Consider the following 17,670-nt stretch of genomic DNA (forward strand, 5'->3'; position numbering starts at 1 on the left):
CGCAGGGCATGTGCCGCGTGAGTAAACAACGACATGTCGTCAAAACGACATCCGAAGGGGTCAGGCGCACTCGGTGTTGCGCGGCGGGAGCTTGCGCGTGGTGACGTAAGCGCTGACGTGGTCGATGACGCAGGCGTTCGCCATCGCGGCGAAGAGGTTGTGCCCCGGGCCGTCAAATTTGATCATCCGGCTGCCCCTGACCTGCTCGACCACCCGTGACGTCGGCGCGTAGTCCAGCCACGTCCCTGCCCCCAGCATCGGCGGCAGCTTCCGGGGCAGCGGCGACGGCGGGTTGGCGACCTGCGCGGGCCAGCCCACGCAGGTGAGCGGCGCGTGCCAGGCCAGCGGGAACGCGGCCCCCATGCTCGGCGCGACCTTCCGCAGGCGCCTGACCGTGCGCGCCAGCTTCCGCTGGCTTTCCGGCCTGGGGAAGTCGAGGCACTCCTTCACCCCGCCGCCCATGAGGGCCGGGTACGGATCCCGCCCACCCGGCGCGAACCCCGAGGCGTCGCCGCCCTCCGCCGCCTTGATGGCCGCCAGCAGGCCCTGCCACTCGGCGGGACCGCGTTTCCCCTTCTGGGTGGCGAGCAGGCGCAACTGCGTGCCGTCGTAGCGGGCCTTCACCTTCGGGGCGGGGATCGGCTCCTTGGCGGCCCTGGCCACCAGCTCGCGCCAGCGCCGCTCCGTGCCCTTGGGCGCCCAGGCGAAGAACCGGTCCATCAGCCGCTCGTTGTCGCGGGCGATGGCGGTCAGCTCGCGCTCCCAGTCGCGGGTGCTGTGGTTGCCGGTGCCGTCGACGTACATGGTCCGCACCCGCTCGGGGAACTGCCGGGCGTACGCCTGGGCGATGGTGCCCCCGTACGAGGTGCCGATGAAGTTCATCGTGTCCTCGCCGAGGGCGCGCCGGATGGCTTCGGCGTCGCGGGCGTCGCTCGCGGAGTCCATGTGGTCGAAGAGCTCGGGATCGGTGTTCCGGCACCGGTCGCCTCTGGCCTTGTTCGCGGCGGCGAGTTCGTCCAGCCCGGCCTGGTCGTCGGGGAAGGCGGGGGTGCGCAGCGGGCTCCAGTCGCACTGGAGCACCGGCTTGCCGAGCCCGGGGTAGCCGCGTGGGTCCCACGTCACGACGTCCATCGACTTCCGGATCTCGGCGAAGATCTTCCCCCAGGACCGCATGATGGCGATCTGGTCACCCTGCGGGCCGCCGAAGTTGATCATTACGGTGCCCTTCTTCTCGCCGGTGGCGGGCAGCCGGGCCACCTTCAGGGTGAGCTTCCTGTCGCTGCCGGGGGCGATCGCGACGAGCAGGTCCGCGCATTGGAGCTCGGACTCGGTGTCCCCCGGGCAGGCGGCCCACTGGAGGTCCTGCGCGGCCGGGGCGGGTGTGGTGAGCACGGTGAGTGCCAGCAGAGTTCGGATCACGCCGGCACGCTACGGACCGTTCGGTCCGCGCGTCTGCCGCCGGAAGTCGCCGGACGTTGTTCTCCAAAGTTAACGAAAGCCGACGGGTGCCGATGAGTAAGGTGAGGCGTATGGCCTGGGTTGTGGCGGTCGCGGCCGCCGATACGGCGCTGTTGTGGCTGGCCGGGACCGAGGGCTGGGTGCTGGCCGCGTTCGCTGCGGTGACGGGCCTGGCCATGGCGGTGTCCCCGCGCAGGCCACTCGCCGCGTTCCTGGCGGCCCTGAGCCTGGCGGTGCTCACCGGCGGTTCGTACGCCCTGCTCGTCTGCACCGGCTACCAGGCCGGGCGCCGCATGTCCGCGCGGCGGGACACGATCGTGGCGTTCGCCGCGACCGTCGCCCACCTGGGCGCGATCCTGATGATCGCGCAGCGCACCGCGCTGGCGCCGGAGCCGTTCGTGGTGCTGGCCCGCGCCGGGGTACTGACGGCGCTACCGGTGCTGGCCGGTCGCTACCTCGCCCAGCAACGCGAGCACCAGCGCAGGGAACGGGAGCTCATCGCGGAGCGCGAACGGCTGCGCATCGCCCGCGACATGCACGACTCGCTCGGCCACCTCCTCGGCCTGGTCTCCGTGCAGGCAGCCGCGCTGGAGATCTCCGCTCTGCCCGCCGAGCAGCGCGGCGCCGTACGCAGCCTGGCGGGCACGGCCCGTACGGCCATGGCGGAGCTGCACGAGGTGGTCGGCGCGCTGCGCCACGCGGACCGGCCGGGCGTCGAGGGCATCGACGAGCTCGTGGCCAGGGCCGCGGCCGCGGGGCTCGCGGTGACGGTCGAGCGGTCCGGCTCGGCCGCGCCGCTCGCGGAGCCGGACGCCGGGCACGCCGCCCACCGGGTCGTCCAGGAAGGGCTGACCAACGCGGCCAGGCACGCGCCCGGCGCGCCGATCCGCGTGTCGCTCGACTGGCAGCCCGACGCCCTCCTGGTCAGCGTGGCCAACCCGGCCGTCACCCGCACCGGGCAGGCGACGCAGGGCGGCGCCGGGCTGGCCGGGCTGTCCGAGCGGGTGCGCGCGGCGGGTGGGCTGCTGCGGGTGCGCGCGGAGCCGCATGAGTTCCGGCTGGTCGCGATGTTGCCGCTGGCCCAGGACGCGGTGGGGGCGCCGGCGTGATCAGGGTGCTGATCGCCGACGACGAGCCGCTCATCACGGCCGGCATCCGCGCCGTTCTGGAGTCGGCGGGCGACATCGAGGTGGTGGCGTGCGCGGGCGACGGGCGGGCGGCGGTGCTCGCCGCCCGCCGCCTGAACGTGGACGTGGCGCTGCTCGACATCGCGATGCCGGTGCTCGACGGGCTGGCCGCGGCGGCGGAATTGGGGGAGACGCGGGTGGTGATGCTGACCGCGTTCGGCGACGAGGAGAACGTACGGCTGGCGCTCCAGCGGAACGTTTCCGGATTCATCCTCAAAAATTGTGAGCCGGCGGAATTGATTAGGGCAGTCCGTGCCGCGCACGCGGGACAGGCGTACCTCTCACCCGAGGTGACGCGCCACGTTCTGGGCATGGTCGCGTTCGACGCGGGCGAGCGCGACCACGACGCCGAGCGGCGGCTGGCCGCGCTCACCCCGCGCGAGCTCGACGTGCTCAGGCAGGTGGCGGAAGGGCTGTCCAACGCCGAGGTCGGCAGGCGCGTCCACATGAGCGAGGCGACGGTCAAGACCTACGTGAGCCGCATCCTGACCAAGCTCGGCTGCGCGAACCGCGTCCAGGCGGCGCTGCTGCTCCGCGACGCCGCCTCCTGAAGTTTCATCCGTCGAACGGCCCTTTCGGCAATTTCGGAAGGTCTTTCCGGCAAGCTTTCTTTTCGCCGGGGAAAGCGCGGAAAAAGCAGGCCACGAGGCCATCGCGCCTCGGGCCGAACCTGCTCCTCGCGTTGTGGCGAATCTGGCAGAGTTCACCCATGGCCTTCGATCACAATGATCACTATCACGGGATGCTCCTCAGCCTGGTCCCCCGTGAGAGCCGCACCGCGCTCGACGTCGGATGCGGCACAGGACGCTTCGCGCGGCGGCTCACGGAGATGGGCATGGAGGTCGACGCCGTCGACCCGTCGGCACGTGTGATCGAAACCGCCGTCGCGGGCTCGCGGGATCGTGGCGGGCCGCGTTTCCGCTGCGCCGACATCACGGAGACGCCGCTGCCCAAGGACCACTACGACTACATCTCGTGCCTGGCGAGCATCCACCACGTGCCGTTCGGCACCGTCGCCACGCTGCGCGACGCGCTCGCCCCCGGCGGCGTGCTGGCCATTCTGGGCTGCTACCGCGAGGCGACCCTCGCGGACCTGACCTGGAGCCTGGCCGCCGTCCCGGTCAACGCGGCTGCCAGGCTCGCCATGGCCGGCCGGGGCGAGCCGTCCCCCGCGCCGGTCACGCAGCCCCGGATGACGCTGGCGGAGATCCGGCAGGAGGCGGGCGTCCTGCTGCCCGGCTTCCGCCTGCGGCGGCTGCTGTTCTGGAGATACCTGCTCGCCTACCGCGAACCCTGACGCGGCAGGGCCAGGAGGACGAGCGCGTCGGCCAGGAGGAGGGCCTGCCGCTCGCAGCTCGCCTCGTCCGACGTTTCCGCGAACTCGAAGACCAGGCCGTCCATCCGGTGGATGAGGAACCGGGCCAGCTCGGGCACCGGCACGGCCGTGCGCACGCCGTCCCGCTCCGCTGCGGCGGTCAGGGCGGAGTCGATGAGGTCACCGCCGAGCGGGGCGTTGACCTCGGCCCAGACGTCCCGGCCGGGGAGGAGCGTCTCCTTGTTGCGGATCGCCCACATGAGCAGCTCCATCAGCGCGAGATGCAGCCCGTGGTGATCGCGGATCCACCGCCAGTACGTCGCCACGACCTCGCGCACGGTCGCCTCGAACCCGGCCCCCCGGTCGAGCTCCTCGAAGGCGGCCAGCATCGTGGCGCGGCCGCGTCCGAGGATGAGCATGTTGAGCTCGTCCTTGTTGCGGAAGCAGTAGTGCAGGGTGCCGAGCGGCACTCCCGCCTGCTCCGCGATGCGGCGGGTGGTCGCGCGGGCCAGGCCCTCGGTGGCGATCACGCGGACGGCGGCGTCGACGATGACGCGCCGCCGCTCGTCGGCGGACAGGTACGTCATCGCGGCGCCCCGCCGAACGCGGCCGGGAAGGTGGTCATGGCGCCTCGATGAACGCGGCCGCGGATCGTCATGGCGCCTCGATGAAGGCGCGCAGGAGCGCGAAGAACCGTTCGCCCTCCGTGTCGGCGATGAAGTGGCCCGACTCCTCGAAGATCTCCAGCCGTGCCCCCGCGGGCAGGCCGGTCATGATCTCCCGCATCGAGGCGAGCGGTGTGATCGGATCGCGCGCGCCCGCCGCCACCAGCGCAGGGCAGCGGACGTTGCGGAGCTCGCCCCGCAGGTCGAACCGCTCCCGCGACATGAACCTCATCGTCAGCTCCGGGTTGGGGATCATCCGCGTCATCGCCTGGATGTCCTCGAAGGACGGAAAGGCCGGATCCGGGCTGTAGGACGGCGCGCACAACCGCCCGAACTCCGCGAACGTCTCCGGCGTGCCTTCCGTGAGGAACGCCTTGGCCGCCAGCGCCGCCGCCTCGCCCGCCTCCGCGCGGAACCCCTCGACGACCTGGTCGACGTCCATGCGGGCCATCGTGCTCTGCAGGATCAGCTTCGCGGGATGATCGGGATGCCTGGCGGCGTAGTGCATGGCGACGATGCCGCCGAATGACCAGCCGAGCACGATCGGCTTGGTGATGCCGAGAGCGTCGCACAGGGCGGGGATGTCGTCGGCCCACTGGTCGAGGTGCCAGGTGGAAGGGTCGGAGTCCTGGCTGCGGCCGTTGCCGCGCTGGTCGACGTAGACGATCTGGACGAGGTCGGCCAGCCGCGCGTACGCCGGCCTGAAGATCGAGTGGTCGTGGCCGGGACCGCCGTGCAGCAGGAGAAGCGTGGGCTTGTCTCGCATCGTGTCACCGTCGGGCACGAGGGCGGGGCCCTCGACGTCCACGAACAACGACGTGCCGTTCACCGTGACGCGCATGGAGGCATCCTCTCCGCAAATGTTGGTCCCGTGACCAAGTCATGTGACCAACATAGCCGGTTCGGGTTGGATATGTGGTCATGGACCTTCTTCTCGACCGGCTTCGTACGGCCGGATTCGACGCGGTGGCGGCGGAGGCCGCTCAGGGCGGGGTGGTGGCGCTGGCCGGGCTGGCGACCCTGCGCGACGGCTCCCGCGTGTTCGCCAAGACGTTGCGCGCCGACGTCCTCGACCTGTTCGAGGTCGAGGCGGAGGGGTTGCACGTGCTGCGTGCCATGGGCGGCGTCACCACGCCCGAGGTGCTGGCGGTCACGCCCCGCCTGCTCGTGCTGGAGCCGTTACCGCCGCGCCGCGACGACGACGGACGCTTCTGGGAAGAGCTGGCCCGTGCCGTCGCCCACCTGCACACCACCACGCGGAGCGACCGGTTCGGCTGGCACCGGGACGGCTGGCTCGGGCGCCTGCGGCAGGACAACACCTGGGACACCGACGGGCACGCCTTCTTCGCGCGGCGACGGATCCTGCGCTGGCTCCCGGAACCACTCGTGGAAGCGGCTTTCGACGCCGCCGAACGGCGCGCGCTCGAACGCCTCTGCGCCGCCCTGCCCGACCTGCTGCCGCCACGGCCGCCGGTGCTGACGCACGGCGACCTGTGGCGCGAGAACATCCTCTCCGGCCGGACCGGCGGCCCGGCGCTGATCGACCCGGCCGTCTCCTACAGCTGGGCGGAGGCCGACCTCAGCATGTTGTGGTGCTCGCCGCGCCCGCCCGCCTCCGACCGCTTCTTCGAGGTGTACGCGGACGCGGCGGGTCTCGACGACGGCTGGCGGGACCGCCTGCCCCTGTTCCACCTGCGGGAGCTGCTGAGCAGCATCGCGCACGACGACCACGCCGCCGAGTGCGCCGAGGCCGTGCGCGAGATCATCGCACCGTTCGCCTAGCGGCGGCTCACTTCGCCGGCCGCTGGACCGTGGAGACCAGCAGGAGCAGGAGCGCGCTCTGGGCGAGCATGCCGGGCGCGAGCGGGGGCGCGTTGCCGACCGACTTCGTCAGCGCCGACCACCACTGGGCGAGCGGCGACAGCGAGTCCCACGCGGGGTCCATCGCGCCCATGCCGTGGTTGACGGACACGTGGGTGAACACGCCGTACGCCGCCGCGACCAGCACGATCAGGGCGAGCGCCCGGACCACGGTGAGCGTGCCGGGGGAGTCGCCGAGCGCGACCAGCACCAGCGCGACCGTCAGCAGCGCCAGCGTCACCCACGGGATCAGCTGCGTCGGGCTGCCCCAGTGGCGTTCGAAGGCGAGCTCGGCCGCCGCGCCCGCGATGCCGATCGCGACCAGGGCGAGCAGGCCGAGCCTGAGCATCGAGGGGCCGGCGGGGGCACGCCGGCGGCGGGCGGACTGCACAGTGGTGTCTTCGGCGGGGGTGGAGGTCATGCGGGACACCGTCCGATGCGAAGGAGGTCTTCGGTCGACTCCAAACTCTCCAGGCATCCTGGGAGAAAAATGGATGGTTTCTGAAGATCTGGTGAGAAAACGCCGCTGCACCAGCCGATCGGTACGGCGGCCCGCCGTACCGATCGCCGGCCGTCCTACATGTTGATCATGTGTCCGGCCAGGCCGTGCACGGCCTCCTTGACCGCCTCGCCGAGCGTCGGGTGCGCGTGCACGTTGCGCGCGACCTCGTGCACCGTCAGGTCCCACTGCTGGGCCAGCGTCAGCTCGGGCAGCAGTTCGGTGACGTCGGGCCCGATCAGGTGGGCGCCGATCAGCTCGCCGTGCGTGTCGTCACTGATGATCTTGACGAAGCCGGCGCTGTCGCCCAGCCCGTGCGCCTTGCCGTTGGCCGTGAACGGGAACTTCGCCACCTTCACGTCGTAGCCCAGCTCGCGCGCCTGCGCCTCGGTGTAGCCGAAGCTCGCGACCTGCGGCTGGCAGTAGGTCGCCCGCGGGATCATCACGTAGTCGAGCTCCATGGTCTCCGCGTCGCCGATCGTCTCGGCCGCGATGATGCCCATGGACTCCGCGGCGTGCGCCAGCATGAGCTTGGCGGTGACGTCGCCGATGGCGAAGATGTGCGGCACGTTCGTCCGGCAGCGACCGTCGACGGCGATCGCCCCCCGGTCGGTCAGCGCCACGCCCGTCTTCTCCAACCCGTAGCCGTCGACGCGCGGCTGGAAACCGATGGCCTGCAGGACCTTGTCGGCCTCGAGCACCTGCGTCTGGTCGCCCTTGGTGACGGTGACCTTGACGGAGGAGCCGGTGTCCTCGATGCCGTCGACGCGGGTGGAGGTCATCACCTCGATGCCGAGCCGCTTGTAGCGCTTGGCCAGCTCGGCCGACACCTCCTCGTCCTCCAGCGGCACGACCCGGTCGAGGAACTCCACGATCGTCACCTTGACGCCGTAGTTGTGCAGCACGTACGCGAACTCCACCCCGATCGCGCCCGCGCCCGCGATGATGATGCTGCCCGGCAGGTTCTCGGTGAGGATCTGCTCTTCGTACGTCACCACGCGTTCCGACAGCTGCGTGCCCGGGATGAGCCTGGTGGTGGCCCCGGCCGCGATGATGCAGTGGGAGAACGTGATCGTCTCGCCGTTCACCTGGAGGGTGTTGGCGTCGAGGAACGTGCCCCGGCCGTCGTACTCCGTGATGCCGTTCTTCTTCATCAGGTAGTGGACGCCCTTGACCCGCCCGTCCGCCACCTTGCGGCTGCGCTGGAAGGCCGCGCCGAAGTCGAAGCTGACCTCGCCGCTGATGCCGAAGGTCTTGGCCTCGTGGTTGAAGATGTGGGCGAGCTCCGCGTTGCGCAGCAGCGCCTTGGAGGGGATGCAGCCCACGTTCAGGCAGACGCCACCCCAGTATTTCTCCTCGACGACCGCGGTCCGCAGTCCGAGCTGGGCGGCGCGGACGGCGGCCGTATATCCTCCTGGACCCGCGCCGAGAACGACGACGTCATAGTGAGTGCTCATGAGTCGGACCATACCGTCCGGCCGCCGTCACCCCACACGTCAGACCTCCACGTTGTACGGCAGAGCGAGCTCGTCAGCGGGAACCCCGCGAATGCCCCAGTTGACCTTGGGCATCTCGATGATGGTGATCTCGACGTCTTCGGGATCATAGCCGGATCTAGCGTAGATCTCCCGGATCAGCGCCCGCTTGGCGTCGTCACTGCGGCCGGTGAAGCAGACGACCTCGATGATGAGGTAGCGCTCGCTCCGCTGCGGGCAGACGAAGTCGTCGGCGTCCAGCAGCACGAACCGGTGGAACCTCTTCTCCTCGGGCAACCCCCAGGCGCTCACCAGACACGACTGCACCAGGTCCGACACCTCACGCTGCCGGCCCGCCCACACGTCCCTGCGCCCGTAGACCTTCACCTGTGCCATGGGGCCAATATAGAAGGCGTGATCCGCATACTCCTCGCCGACGACGAGGCCATGATCCGAGCGGGCGTCCGGGCCATCCTCGCCTCCGACCCGTCGCTCGAGGTGGTGGCCGAGGCCGCCGACGGCAGGCAGGCCGTCGACCTGGCCATCAGCCACCGGCCCGACGTGGCGCTGCTCGACATCCGCATGCCCAGGCTCGACGGGCTGTCGGCCGCGGCCGAGCTGCGCAGGGCCGCGCCGGGCGTGGCCGTGGTGATGCTGACCACGTTCGGGGAGGACGACTACATCGCCAAGGCGCTCGACGTGGGAGCCGGCGGGTTCCTGCTCAAGTCGGGAGACCCGCGCGAGCTGATCACCGGGATCCACGCGGTCGCCGAGGGAGCCGCGTACCTGTCGCCCAAGGTCGCCCACCGGGTGATCACCCAGCTGTCGGGCGGCCGGATGGCCAGGGGCGCCGAGGCGCGTGACCGCGTCGCGAGCCTCACCGACCGCGAGCGCGAGGTGCTCGCCCTGCTCGGCGCCGGCCTGTCCAACGCGGAGATCGCCCGCAGGCTGCACATCGTGGAGGGCACGGTGAAGGCGTACGTCAGCGCCATCCTCACCCGGCTCGACGTGCGCAACCGGGTGCAGGCCGCGATCATCGCCTACGAGGCCGGGTTGGTAGCCTGACCCGTGATGTATCGCCTCGTGTTCACGCAGGTCTTGCGACGTTTCGACGCCGAGGCCGTGCACCACTTCACCGTGAGCGCTCTCGCGCTCCTCGCGCGGCTGCCGCTGCTCAAGCGGCTGCTGCACCGGGCGTTCGCGCCGCACGACCCGGCCCTGCGGGTGACGGCGTTCGGGGTGCACTTCCCCGGCCCGCTCGGGCTGGCCGCCGGGTTCGACAAGGACGCCGCGTGCGCCGAGGGCATCGCCGCACTCGGCTTCGGGCACGTCGAGGTCGGCACCATCACCGCCCACGGCCAGCCGGGCAACCCCAGGCCGCGCCTGTTCAGGCTGGTGCGCGAGCGGGCGGTGATCAACCGGATGGGCTTCAACAACGCCGGCGCGGCCGCCGCGGCCCGCAGGCTGCGCCGCACGCGTGGCCTCCCGGTCGTGATCGGGGTGAACATCGGCAAGACCAAGGTGGTGCCCGAGTCCGAGGCGGTGGCCGACTACGTCACGGCCGCCAAGGAGCTCGCCCCCATGGCCGACTACCTGGTGGTCAACGTCAGCTCGCCCAACACCCCCGGCCTGCGCAACCTGCAGGCGGTCGCCCTGCTGCGGCCGCTGCTGACCGCGGTCAAGGAGGTCGCCGGCAGCACGCCGCGCCGCACGCCGCTGCTGGTGAAGATCGCGCCCGACCTCGCCGACGAGGACGTCGACGCGGTCGCCGACCTGGCGGTGGAGCTCGGCCTCGACGGGATCATCGCGACCAACACCACGATCAGGCACGGCGGCGAGACCGGCGGGCTGTCCGGGCGCCCGCTCAAGGCCCGCTCGCTGGAGGTGCTGCGGCGGCTGCGGGCCAGGGTGGGCGACCGTCTCACGCTGGTGTCGGCAGGCGGCGTGGAGGACGCCGACGACGTCTGGGAGCGGCTCCTGGCCGGGGCGACGCTGGTGCAGGGCTACACCGGCTGGATCTACGGCGGCCCGCTGTGGGCCTCGCGCATCCACCGGCAGCTGTCCCGCCGGGTGCGCCGCCACGGCATGACGTCGATCGCCGACGCGATCGGGCGCACCGCCCGAGACTAGGGTGTAACGGTGATCCCCGAGGTGCCCCTTACAGACGGTGTCGTCCTGCGCCCGGCCGCTGAACGCGACGCCGAGGGCCTGCTCCACGCGTACGTCCGCAACAGCGAGCACCTGCGCCGGTGGGAGCCCCGGCGGCCGGCCGAGTTCTTCACCCTGCCGGGCCAGGTCCACCGGCTCAAGGACCTGCTCGCGCAGCAGGCGCAGGGCCGGGCGATGCCGTGGCTGCTCGTCCACGGCGATCGCGTCGTGGGCCGCATGACGCTCAGCACGATCGTGCGCGGCCCGTGGCTCAGCGCCGACCTCGGCTACTGGATCGACGCCGGCTACGCGGGGCGCGGCCTGACCACCCGGGCGGTGCTGGAGGTGTGCCGCATGGCCGACCAGGATCTCGGCCTGCACCGGATCGCGGCGGGCACCCTGCTCGACAACGTGGCCTCGCAGAGCGTGCTCCGCAAGGCGGGTTTCGAGCTCTACGGCACCGCGCCGCGCTATCTGGAGATCGACGGCCACTGGCAGGACCACCGGCTCTTCCAGCGCATCCTCAACGACCGTCCGGCTTTCTGACCGGCAACCCGGCGCGAGCTCCGGACTCGTCCGCCCTTCGGCGGCGGGACCGGACGCGCCCGCCCTGCCCTTCTCCTGCGGTCCCGAGAGCGCCCACCCGGTCTACAGGCTGGGCCGGGTCGATTCCGGGTCGTGCGTCATGGCCTCGATGCGGGCCATCCGCTCGGACATGGGGATCTCGCTCGGCCGGTGCGGGCGGCGCCGCTGCCACGGGTGCGGCCCCGCGAGCGGCCGATACTCCACCCCGATGGCGTCGAGCCGGCCCAGGTGCCGCCCCAGCCGCTCCGTGAAGCCCTCGGCGGGCGAGCCCGACCAGGCCACTTCCGCGAGCGCGCAGGCTCGAGGCCAGAGCTTGTAGTCGACCGTGCGGGCGTCGGGCACGCGCTCGCTCCAGAGCTGCGCCTGCGCGCCCACGACCCGGGCGCGCTCGTCGTCCGTCCAGTCGTCAGGCGCCGGGCGGAAGGCGGCGACGTCCTCAAGGGCGATGGTGTCGCCGATGGCCCTCGGCTCGTCGGGGGAGCCGGACTCCGCGTAGTCGAAGTAGAGCGGGAACACCGGCGTCGCGATCACGTCGTGCCCCGCGGCGGCGGCACGGCGGCCCACGCCCATGCCGCGCCACGGCATGACGATCGTGTCCTGGCGCAGCCCTCCTCCGACGAACGCCTCGTCCCACACCACGGTCCGCGCCCCCCGCTCGGCCAGCGCGTCGGCCAGCCGCCGCAGGAACCACGCCTGCAACTCGACGGACGTGGACAGGCCCAGGGAGTCGCGGTAGGCGGCGATCTCCGCCGAACCGGTCCAGTGGTCGAGCACCACCTCGTCGCCCCCGATGTGCACGTAGGGGGTCTCGCCCAGCGCCCCGATCAGCTCGTCGAAGATCGTGGTGAGGAACTCGACGGTCGGCGGCAGGGGAGACAGGATCGCGGGGGAGATGCCCCACCGGTCGAGCACGTCGTAGCGCTCGCCGGTGGCCCCCAGCGACGGGTAGGCGGCCAGGATCGCCGAGGCGTGCCCCGGCACGTCGATCTCGGGCACGATCGTGACGCACCTGGCGCGGGCGTAGGCGCCGATCTCCGCCAGGTCGTCGAGCGTGTAGTAGCCGCCGTGCGGGACGTCGTCGTAGGCGGCCGGCTCGCCATGGGCGTGGACCGCCGTGCGCGGCCGGTGCGAGGAGACCTCGTGCAGCAGCGGGTAGGCCCGGCTCTCCACCCGCCATCCCTGGTCGTCGACCAGGTGCAGGTGCAGCCGGTTGAGCTTGTGCACCGCCATCAGGTCGATCAGGCGCAGGAGCTCACGCTTGGGGAAGAAATGCCGGGCCACGTCGAGGTGCAGCCCGCGCCAGGGGAAGCGCGGCGCGTCCTCGATCCGCACCCCTGGAACGGGCCACGACGCCTGCTCGGAGAACCGGTAGGAGGCGTCCGGCAGCAACTGGTGCAGCGACTGGGCCGCGTAGAACGCGCCTGCCCGCCCGCCGGCCACGATCTCGACACCCCTGGACCCGGTGGTCAGCCGGTAGGCCTCCGCGCCGAGCGCGGCGTCCTGCCGGACGTCGATCTCACCCGAGTCGCCCGGCCGCAGGTCGAGCAGGGGAAGGGCGAGGCGGACGGCGTCGGCCAGGTCGCCGGACACCGTGGCGCCTGAGGCCAGCTCGAAGGGAACGGAAAGATCACTGTGCAGCTTAGCGTGAGGAATCATGCTTTGAGATAGTGCTGTAATCCGTTGGCCAGCGCCAGCGCGATCTTCTGCCGGAACTTCGGGCGCCGGAACTTGGCCGCCTCGGCGGCGTTGCGCATGTTGCCGCACTCGACGAAGATCTTCGGCACCGTCGACAGGTTGAGCCCGCCGAGGTCGCTCCGGTAGTCGAGCGCCTTCCTGCCGATGTAGGTGGAGTAGGGCAGGCCCGTGCCCTTGGCGAAGGCGTCACGCACCGCGATGCCGAGCTTGCTCGAATCGCCCACGACCTGGTCGACCGGACCGTTGATCTTCTTGGGCATGATCACGTGGAAGCCGTGGTTGGCCGGCCCCGACCCGTCGGCGTGCACGGAGATCGCGGCGTCCGCCTCCGCCTTGTTGCCGATGGCGGCGCGCCGGGTGATGCAGGGGCCGACGCCGTCGTTGCCCGACCTGGTCAGCTTGACCGCGGCGCCGCGCCTTTCGAGGATCTTGACCATCCGGGTGGACACGTCCCAGGTGAACGCGGCCTCGCTGTAGCCGTCGTTGGTGGAGGTGCCGGTGGTGTCGCAGGCCTTCTTCTTGGTCAGCACGTCGACCTGGCGGTTGATCTCCTTCGGAGCGCGGTAGTTGCCGCCGTTGTGGCCCGGGTCGATGACGATGACCTTCCCTTCGAGCGGCCGCGCCTCCCGCGCCCGCTCGGCGCCGCCGGCGGTCCCCGCGGGCTCCGCGGTCTCCGCGGGATCGAAGGTCTTGGCGGGCGCCGTGGAGGGAGCTTGCTCCTCCGTTCTCGTGGTGGCGGCCTGACCTGCCGCGGCGTCACCGGAGCCGGTGGCGCCACACGCGGAGGCGATCAGGCCGCAGACGGCGAGGACCGTGACGGGAAGAGCACGCATGCCGTCCAACTTACGTGAAGCCCAGAGACAGGACGGCTCATATGCCGAGTGCGGTGCGAACGCGCCGCGTCCTCGCCGGGCGTGCTCCTACCAGACGCGCTCGGCGACCTCCTGCCGTTCGAGCAGGGCGGCCAGCTCCCGCGCGTCCTCCGCGTCGAGGCCGAGAACGACGCGGGGACGGCCCCACGGATGGTCGAGAGAGTGGGCGACGTAGCTGGCGACCGACTCGGCGGTGGCGTCGGCGCCCCGCCCCCGGCCCGCTCGCCAGTGGCCCCAGGCGCGCTCGAGCTCCGCCGCGGCGCGCTGGGCGCAGGACACCAGTTCCGGATCACGCATGACTGTTCCCCCGGATCAGACCGTGACCGGACCGAGCCGGCCACTCTTAGCATGACCCTGACGAGTAAACCGGCGCGTCATCGCGCCGCCACGCGGCTTGACCCAGGTTTGGGCAACAGGAAACCTGCCGCGGCGCAGCGTCGCCGTGCAGGTTTCCCGTTCGCCTCAGGCGGGCCCCGTGCTCCGTCGCACGATCAGTTCCGAGCGCACCTCCCGCAGGCGGGAGCCCTTGGCGGGGTCTCCGATGCGGTCGCTGAGCAGTGCCGCCGCCGACCTGCCCATGGCACGGCGGGGCTGGTCGACCGAGGTGAGGGAGATGTGACGGGAGGCCGCGAGGTGCGTGTTGTCGTAGCCGACCACCGACAGGTCGTCGGGCACGCGCAGGCCGAGGTCGCCGGCGGCCGACAGCACGCCGAGCGCGACCGCGTCACTGGCCGCGAAGATCGCGGTTGGCCTGGGGTCGCGGGTCAGCAGGGCGAGCGCCGCCTCCCTGCCGCTGTCCTCGGTCGCGTCCGCGGCCTCGACCATGATGTACGGGGCCAGCGAGTGCCTGCGCATCGCCACGAGGTAGCCCTCGCAGCGCGACGAGCGGGGCCCCTCGATGTGGGCGATCCGCTTGTGGCCGAGCTCGACCAGGTGGTCGATGGCCAGGCGGGCGCCGAGCTGGTCGTCGTCGACCACGATGTCGACGCCGTCGAGCTCGATGTCACGTTCCCCCACGACGACCGTGGGCGTGTAGGAGGTGGCCTCGATCAGCGTCTCGCTGGTCGGAGCGATGCCCAGCAGGACCAGTCCGTCGACTCTGAGCTCGAGGAAGGCCTCCACGGCCTCGTCCTCGAACGCCGGATCCCACTGGCTGTTCCCGATCAGCATGCGCAGGCCGTCGCCGTGCAGGCTCTCCTGCAGTCCGTCGAGGAACTCGGCGTAGAAGGGGTTGTGCAGGTTGGCGACGAGCGCTCCCACCAGGTGGGTACGCCCTTCGACCAGGCTTCGCGCGACCGCGTTCGGCCGGTAGCCGAGCTCACGTGCGGCCTGCAGCACGGCCTGGCGCCGGTGCTCGCTCACGTGCGGAGATCCGCGCAGCACGAGTGAGACCAGCGATTTCGAGACGCCGGCTCGTTCGGCGACGTTGCGGATGGTGGGTCTGGGCCGAGGCAGGGTGTCTACCTCTCTGAGCTCGGCGATGGATGAGGTGTTGACGGGCGGTCCTGACATGTGTCTCCCCCGCGATGCGGATATGGGCACCTGTCTGACCAAACGATCGAGTTAGCCGCAGGGTACGGCCTCCGTTACAGAGAGCCCGATATTCGCCGAACAGAGGCCACCTTCGGCTGGGGCGCACGTCGGATACTGTGCAGGTGTGACACCAGGTAAGTCAGCCGAGAAGGCGCGCCCGGCTCGGCGCAGGCTCAGCGTCGACCGGCGTCGCGAGGAGCTCATGGCGGCGGCTCTGGAGCTGTTCAGCACGCGCGACGCGGAAGACGTCTCGATCGATGACGTGGCGTCGGCGGCGGGGGCTTCGCGGGCCCTGGTCTACCACTATTTCGGCGGCAAGCAGGAGCTCTACGTGGCCGCGCTGAGGAGCGCGGCGGAGCAGCTGGAGTCCAGGCTGCGGCCGCATGAGGGCGGCAGGCCGCTCGACGAGCTGGCCTCCGGGCTCAAACGTTATTTCGACTTCGTCGAGGAGCACGCTGCCGGGTTCGCCGCGCTCCTGCGCGGCGGTCCCGCCAACAGGGCGGGCGAGGTGGGCGAGATCGTCGACGGCGTGCGCCGGCGCCTCTTCCGCCTCATCCAGAAGCAGATGCGCGTCGAGGAGCCCAGCCCGGTGCTGCGCACGACCCTGAGGTCGTGGATCGCCTCCGTGGAGACGGCCGGTCTCGACTGGCTGGAGCACCGCGACGTGGAACGACCGACGCTCGAGAAGATGCTGGTCGATCACATGGTCGCGCTGCTCGGCGTCGCCGCGAGGTATGACGGCGACGTCGCTGGCCTGCTGGAGCGGCTGGCGTAACGGCGGGAGGCGGAAGCCGGGAAGGATGGCGCCGGGCGGGCGGCGCCAACTTCCCATGCGACGTCACGTCGTCACACGGTGGACCTGGCTTCGTTGCGCGCCTGGTCCACCCTCAACCCCCCTGAGGTCCGTGACGACCCTCTCGGCTACTCCGAGCGCTGCTGCGGGATCCCCGCGAGCAGTGCGCGGACCTCGGTCTCCCGGTAACGCCGATGACCGCCGAGGGTACGAATCGACGTCAACTTGCCCGCCTTGGCCCACCGCGTAACGGTCTTGGGGTCGACCCTGAACATGGTCGCGACCTCAGCGGGCGTGAGCAGCGGCTCGGCCTCGGGTGTACGAGCTGACATTTGTGCGGCCTCTCCTCCGTGTGGACCGGCTTAGCGATCCTGTGACTGCCTTTGCGCGTGTCACGGATGTCCCCCTATGGCGCAGAGCGTGCGGCTTTTCTGAGCCATATGCGGCATCACCCGATGTGACCATACCGCCACGCAGAGCGATTGGCGAGCCCTTCTTTGACCCAACTGCCCGCACCCCGTGGCCATGTCACGCTCGGTGATTCTAGCGACACGGTTCGTGGTATCGCAGTGAAAACGGCAAACTACTCAGTTCGCAGAAGAGAGCAGCCGCGAGACGTGACCTACTCATGCAGGTCAGACGGCCGTATTGGGGTTCAGTTGGCAGATTCCAGTTGTTGCATTGACTTCCACCGCAGGATGACCCTCTGGTACATGGCGTAGGCAAGTTCTTCTTGACCCGTGTCCAGGCCCGTGAGGGCGGCGGACAGCTCGGCGACCGACTGGTCGGCCTGCAGCGCGTCGTCGTCCATGAGGTGCACGAGGCCGCCGTAGTCGAGCTCGACCAGCGAGTGCGGGTGGAACTCCTCCAGCCACCTGGCGATGTCCTCGACCTCGAAGTTGGAGGCCACGTCGCCGAGGTGCCGGCGCAGCACGTTGAGCGCCCGCGCCGCCCGCTTCCTGGCCTGCGCCATGGAGGTGACGTAGATGAGGTTACGGCCCGTAGCCGTCGTCACGTCCTGCCCCGGGGCGGCGGAGCCGAGCACCAGCCAGCGCTCGTTGCCGTCGAACGGCACGAACCAGGCCGGTGGTACGTGCCACGTCGTGGTGCGGATGTGCGTGCGCAGCGCCGACGACCCCGCTTTACGCTTGTAGCGATCAAAGTCGTCGGCCGTCTGCTCGGCGATCGCCTTGGGCACGAGACGGTCCATCAGCTTCGCCGGCGTGGCGCCGCGCAGCCTTGAGAACGCCAGCCACGAGCGCAGGCGGGTCTGCCATGGGCAAACGTACAGACGGTCCTCGACGCGCCGCAGATAGGCGTTGGGGCTCTCCTGGGCGGGAACGGGCTGAGGGGGCATGCCGAGCAGGCGCATGACCGACTCGCCGTGCTCCGCGGTGAGCGCGTTCGCGCGCCGCGGACGGTCGCGTGAGTCGGCGTAGTCGGCCCACACCCTGCGCTCGGGCTCGGCGAACGCGGTCAGTGGCTCATAGACGCGGAGGTAGGCGGCATAGGGCAGCACGGAGGCATCGTGTCACGAAGCGACCCCGCGCGCACTGTCGAGACTAGGCTATGAGGCGATCTCCGC

General features: G+C 70.9%; 20 protein-coding genes. 8 read left to right on the plus strand and 12 right to left on the minus strand.

The window, feature by feature from the left end; all coding sequences use genetic code 11:
• Positions 1–60 precede the first annotated feature (60 nt).
• The gene (locus tag ABGB14_RS45840; RefSeq protein ID WP_347650182.1) at positions 61–1,419 is read right to left on the minus strand and encodes an alpha/beta fold hydrolase; all 1,359 of its coding nucleotides are present in this window, start codon (positions 1,417–1,419) and stop codon (positions 61–63) included.
• Between the two features lie 110 nt (positions 1,420–1,529).
• Between ABGB14_RS45840 and ABGB14_RS45845 the strand changes: the two genes are divergently transcribed.
• The 3 genes from ABGB14_RS45845 (at position 1,530) to ABGB14_RS45855 (ending at position 3,942) form a co-directional block, all read left to right on the plus strand.
• Positions 1,530–2,567 carry a histidine kinase gene (locus ABGB14_RS45845; protein WP_347650183.1) on the plus strand — a complete coding sequence of 346 codons (1,038 nt, stop codon included), beginning with the start codon at positions 1,530–1,532 and terminating at the stop codon, positions 2,565–2,567.
• Positions 2,564–3,196 (plus strand): response regulator transcription factor, encoded by a 633-nt coding sequence (locus ABGB14_RS45850; RefSeq protein ID WP_347650184.1) that lies wholly within the window; start codon positions 2,564–2,566, stop codon positions 3,194–3,196. Before ABGB14_RS45845 ends, ABGB14_RS45850 begins: the two co-directional genes overlap by 4 nt.
• A 158-nt stretch (positions 3,197–3,354) precedes the next feature.
• Entirely contained in the window at positions 3,355–3,942 is a 588-nt protein-coding gene (locus tag ABGB14_RS45855; RefSeq protein WP_347650185.1) for a class I SAM-dependent methyltransferase, read from the plus strand.
• Here ABGB14_RS45855 and ABGB14_RS45860 read toward each other — a convergent pair.
• Together ABGB14_RS45860 and ABGB14_RS45865 are read right to left on the minus strand one after the other, a co-directional pair.
• A complete protein-coding gene (locus ABGB14_RS45860) occupies positions 3,927–4,547 on the minus strand; it encodes a TetR family transcriptional regulator (protein WP_347650186.1) in 621 nt (206 codons plus the stop codon). The two genes, ABGB14_RS45855 and ABGB14_RS45860, sit on opposite strands and share 16 nt — an antisense overlap.
• A 67-nt stretch (positions 4,548–4,614) precedes the next feature.
• Entirely contained in the window at positions 4,615–5,466 is an 852-nt protein-coding gene (locus ABGB14_RS45865; protein WP_347650187.1) for an alpha/beta hydrolase, read from the minus strand.
• A gap of 80 nt (positions 5,467–5,546) precedes the next feature.
• On the opposite strand from ABGB14_RS45865, the gene ABGB14_RS45870 reads away from it, so the two are divergent.
• A complete protein-coding gene (locus ABGB14_RS45870; protein ID WP_347650188.1) occupies positions 5,547–6,407 on the plus strand; it encodes a fructosamine kinase family protein in 861 nt (286 codons plus the stop codon).
• 7 nt (positions 6,408–6,414) lie between these two features.
• On the opposite strand, the gene ABGB14_RS45875 is transcribed toward ABGB14_RS45870, so the two are convergent.
• The 3 genes from ABGB14_RS45875 to ABGB14_RS45885 form a co-directional block, all read right to left on the minus strand.
• Positions 6,415–6,906, minus strand: a complete 492-nt coding sequence (locus ABGB14_RS45875) for a hypothetical protein (RefSeq protein WP_347650189.1) — start codon at positions 6,904–6,906, stop codon at positions 6,415–6,417.
• Positions 6,907–7,061: 155 nt separating this feature from the next.
• On the minus strand, positions 7,062–8,441 hold the full coding sequence (gene lpdA, locus ABGB14_RS45880) for a dihydrolipoyl dehydrogenase (protein ID WP_347650190.1): 1,380 nt from the start codon (positions 8,439–8,441) through the stop codon (positions 7,062–7,064).
• A gap of 39 nt (positions 8,442–8,480) precedes the next feature.
• A complete protein-coding gene (locus ABGB14_RS45885; RefSeq protein WP_347650191.1) occupies positions 8,481–8,855 on the minus strand; it encodes a tautomerase family protein in 375 nt (124 codons plus the stop codon).
• Positions 8,856–8,873: 18 nt separating this feature from the next.
• Between ABGB14_RS45885 and ABGB14_RS45890 the strand changes: the two genes are divergently transcribed.
• Genes ABGB14_RS45890 through ABGB14_RS45900 form a run of 3 tightly spaced genes read left to right on the plus strand, consistent with a single transcriptional unit; the run spans position 8,874 to position 11,153 of the window.
• Positions 8,874–9,524 carry a response regulator transcription factor gene (locus tag ABGB14_RS45890; RefSeq protein ID WP_347650192.1) on the plus strand — a complete coding sequence of 217 codons (651 nt, stop codon included), beginning with the start codon at positions 8,874–8,876 and terminating at the stop codon, positions 9,522–9,524.
• A gap of 6 nt (positions 9,525–9,530) precedes the next feature.
• The gene (locus tag ABGB14_RS45895) at positions 9,531–10,589 is read left to right on the plus strand and encodes a quinone-dependent dihydroorotate dehydrogenase (protein ID WP_347650193.1); all 1,059 of its coding nucleotides are present in this window, start codon (positions 9,531–9,533) and stop codon (positions 10,587–10,589) included.
• 9 nt (positions 10,590–10,598) lie between these two features.
• Complete coding sequence (locus ABGB14_RS45900; protein WP_347650194.1) at positions 10,599–11,153, plus strand: GNAT family N-acetyltransferase; 555 nt, start codon at positions 10,599–10,601, stop codon at positions 11,151–11,153.
• 102 nt (positions 11,154–11,255) lie between these two features.
• Here ABGB14_RS45900 and ABGB14_RS45905 read toward each other — a convergent pair whose 3' ends face one another.
• The 4 genes from ABGB14_RS45905 to ABGB14_RS45920 all read right to left on the minus strand — a co-directional run bounded on the left by ABGB14_RS45905 (position 11,256) and on the right by ABGB14_RS45920 (position 15,271).
• Positions 11,256–12,848, minus strand: a complete 1,593-nt coding sequence (locus tag ABGB14_RS45905) for a beta-N-acetylhexosaminidase (protein ID WP_347650195.1) — start codon at positions 12,846–12,848, stop codon at positions 11,256–11,258.
• On the minus strand, positions 12,845–13,720 hold the full coding sequence (locus ABGB14_RS45910; RefSeq protein ID WP_347650196.1) for an N-acetylmuramoyl-L-alanine amidase: 876 nt from the start codon (positions 13,718–13,720) through the stop codon (positions 12,845–12,847). Before ABGB14_RS45910 ends, ABGB14_RS45905 begins: the two co-directional genes overlap by 4 nt.
• Before the next feature lie 87 nt (positions 13,721–13,807).
• A complete protein-coding gene (locus ABGB14_RS45915; RefSeq protein WP_347619506.1) occupies positions 13,808–14,056 on the minus strand; it encodes a hypothetical protein in 249 nt (82 codons plus the stop codon).
• 165 nt (positions 14,057–14,221) lie between these two features.
• The gene (locus tag ABGB14_RS45920; protein WP_347619505.1) at positions 14,222–15,271 is read right to left on the minus strand and encodes a LacI family DNA-binding transcriptional regulator; all 1,050 of its coding nucleotides are present in this window, start codon (positions 15,269–15,271) and stop codon (positions 14,222–14,224) included.
• A gap of 145 nt (positions 15,272–15,416) precedes the next feature.
• On the opposite strand from ABGB14_RS45920, the gene ABGB14_RS45925 reads away from it, so the two are divergent.
• Positions 15,417–16,067 carry a TetR/AcrR family transcriptional regulator gene (locus ABGB14_RS45925; RefSeq protein WP_246090052.1) on the plus strand — a complete coding sequence of 217 codons (651 nt, stop codon included), beginning with the start codon at positions 15,417–15,419 and terminating at the stop codon, positions 16,065–16,067.
• 146 nt (positions 16,068–16,213) lie between these two features.
• Here the strand turns inward: ABGB14_RS45925 and bldC are convergent, their stop codons facing one another.
• A complete protein-coding gene (gene bldC, locus ABGB14_RS45930) occupies positions 16,214–16,417 on the minus strand; it encodes a developmental transcriptional regulator BldC (protein ID WP_013133571.1) in 204 nt (67 codons plus the stop codon).
• A gap of 323 nt (positions 16,418–16,740) precedes the next feature.
• On the minus strand, positions 16,741–17,604 hold the full coding sequence (locus ABGB14_RS45935) for a hypothetical protein (protein ID WP_347650197.1): 864 nt from the start codon (positions 17,602–17,604) through the stop codon (positions 16,741–16,743).
• Between the last annotated feature and the right edge of the window lie 66 nt (positions 17,605–17,670).

Origin of the sequence: Nonomuraea sp. B10E15 (assembly GCF_039871615.1) — a bacterium.
GTDB lineage: Bacteria > Actinomycetota > Actinomycetes > Streptosporangiales > Streptosporangiaceae > Nonomuraea.

Excerpts from the sequence above, each read along its gene's own strand:
- ABGB14_RS45845 (WP_347650183.1), top strand. The coding sequence starts at position 1,530 with ATGGCCTGGGTTGTGGCGGTCGCGGCCGCCGATACGGCGCTGTTGTGG.
- ABGB14_RS45855 (WP_347650185.1), top strand. The coding sequence starts at position 3,355 with ATGGCCTTCGATCACAATGATCACTATCACGGGATGCTCCTCAGCCTG.
- ABGB14_RS45860 (WP_347650186.1), bottom strand. The coding sequence starts at position 4,547 with ATGACGTACCTGTCCGCCGACGAGCGGCGGCGCGTCATCGTCGACGCC.
- ABGB14_RS45865 (WP_347650187.1), bottom strand. The coding sequence starts at position 5,466 with ATGCGCGTCACGGTGAACGGCACGTCGTTGTTCGTGGACGTCGAGGGC.
- ABGB14_RS45870 (WP_347650188.1), top strand. The coding sequence starts at position 5,547 with ATGGACCTTCTTCTCGACCGGCTTCGTACGGCCGGATTCGACGCGGTG.
- ABGB14_RS45875 (WP_347650189.1), bottom strand. The coding sequence starts at position 6,906 with ATGACCTCCACCCCCGCCGAAGACACCACTGTGCAGTCCGCCCGCCGC.
- lpdA (WP_347650190.1), bottom strand. The coding sequence starts at position 8,441 with ATGAGCACTCACTATGACGTCGTCGTTCTCGGCGCGGGTCCAGGAGGA.
- ABGB14_RS45885 (WP_347650191.1), bottom strand. The coding sequence starts at position 8,855 with ATGGCACAGGTGAAGGTCTACGGGCGCAGGGACGTGTGGGCGGGCCGG.
- ABGB14_RS45895 (WP_347650193.1), top strand. The coding sequence starts at position 9,531 with ATGTATCGCCTCGTGTTCACGCAGGTCTTGCGACGTTTCGACGCCGAG.
- ABGB14_RS45905 (WP_347650195.1), bottom strand. The coding sequence starts at position 12,848 with ATGATTCCTCACGCTAAGCTGCACAGTGATCTTTCCGTTCCCTTCGAG.
- ABGB14_RS45910 (WP_347650196.1), bottom strand. The coding sequence starts at position 13,720 with ATGCGTGCTCTTCCCGTCACGGTCCTCGCCGTCTGCGGCCTGATCGCC.
- ABGB14_RS45915 (WP_347619506.1), bottom strand. The coding sequence starts at position 14,056 with ATGCGTGATCCGGAACTGGTGTCCTGCGCCCAGCGCGCCGCGGCGGAG.
- ABGB14_RS45920 (WP_347619505.1), bottom strand. The coding sequence starts at position 15,271 with ATGTCAGGACCGCCCGTCAACACCTCATCCATCGCCGAGCTCAGAGAG.
- bldC (WP_013133571.1), bottom strand. The coding sequence starts at position 16,417 with ATGTCAGCTCGTACACCCGAGGCCGAGCCGCTGCTCACGCCCGCTGAG.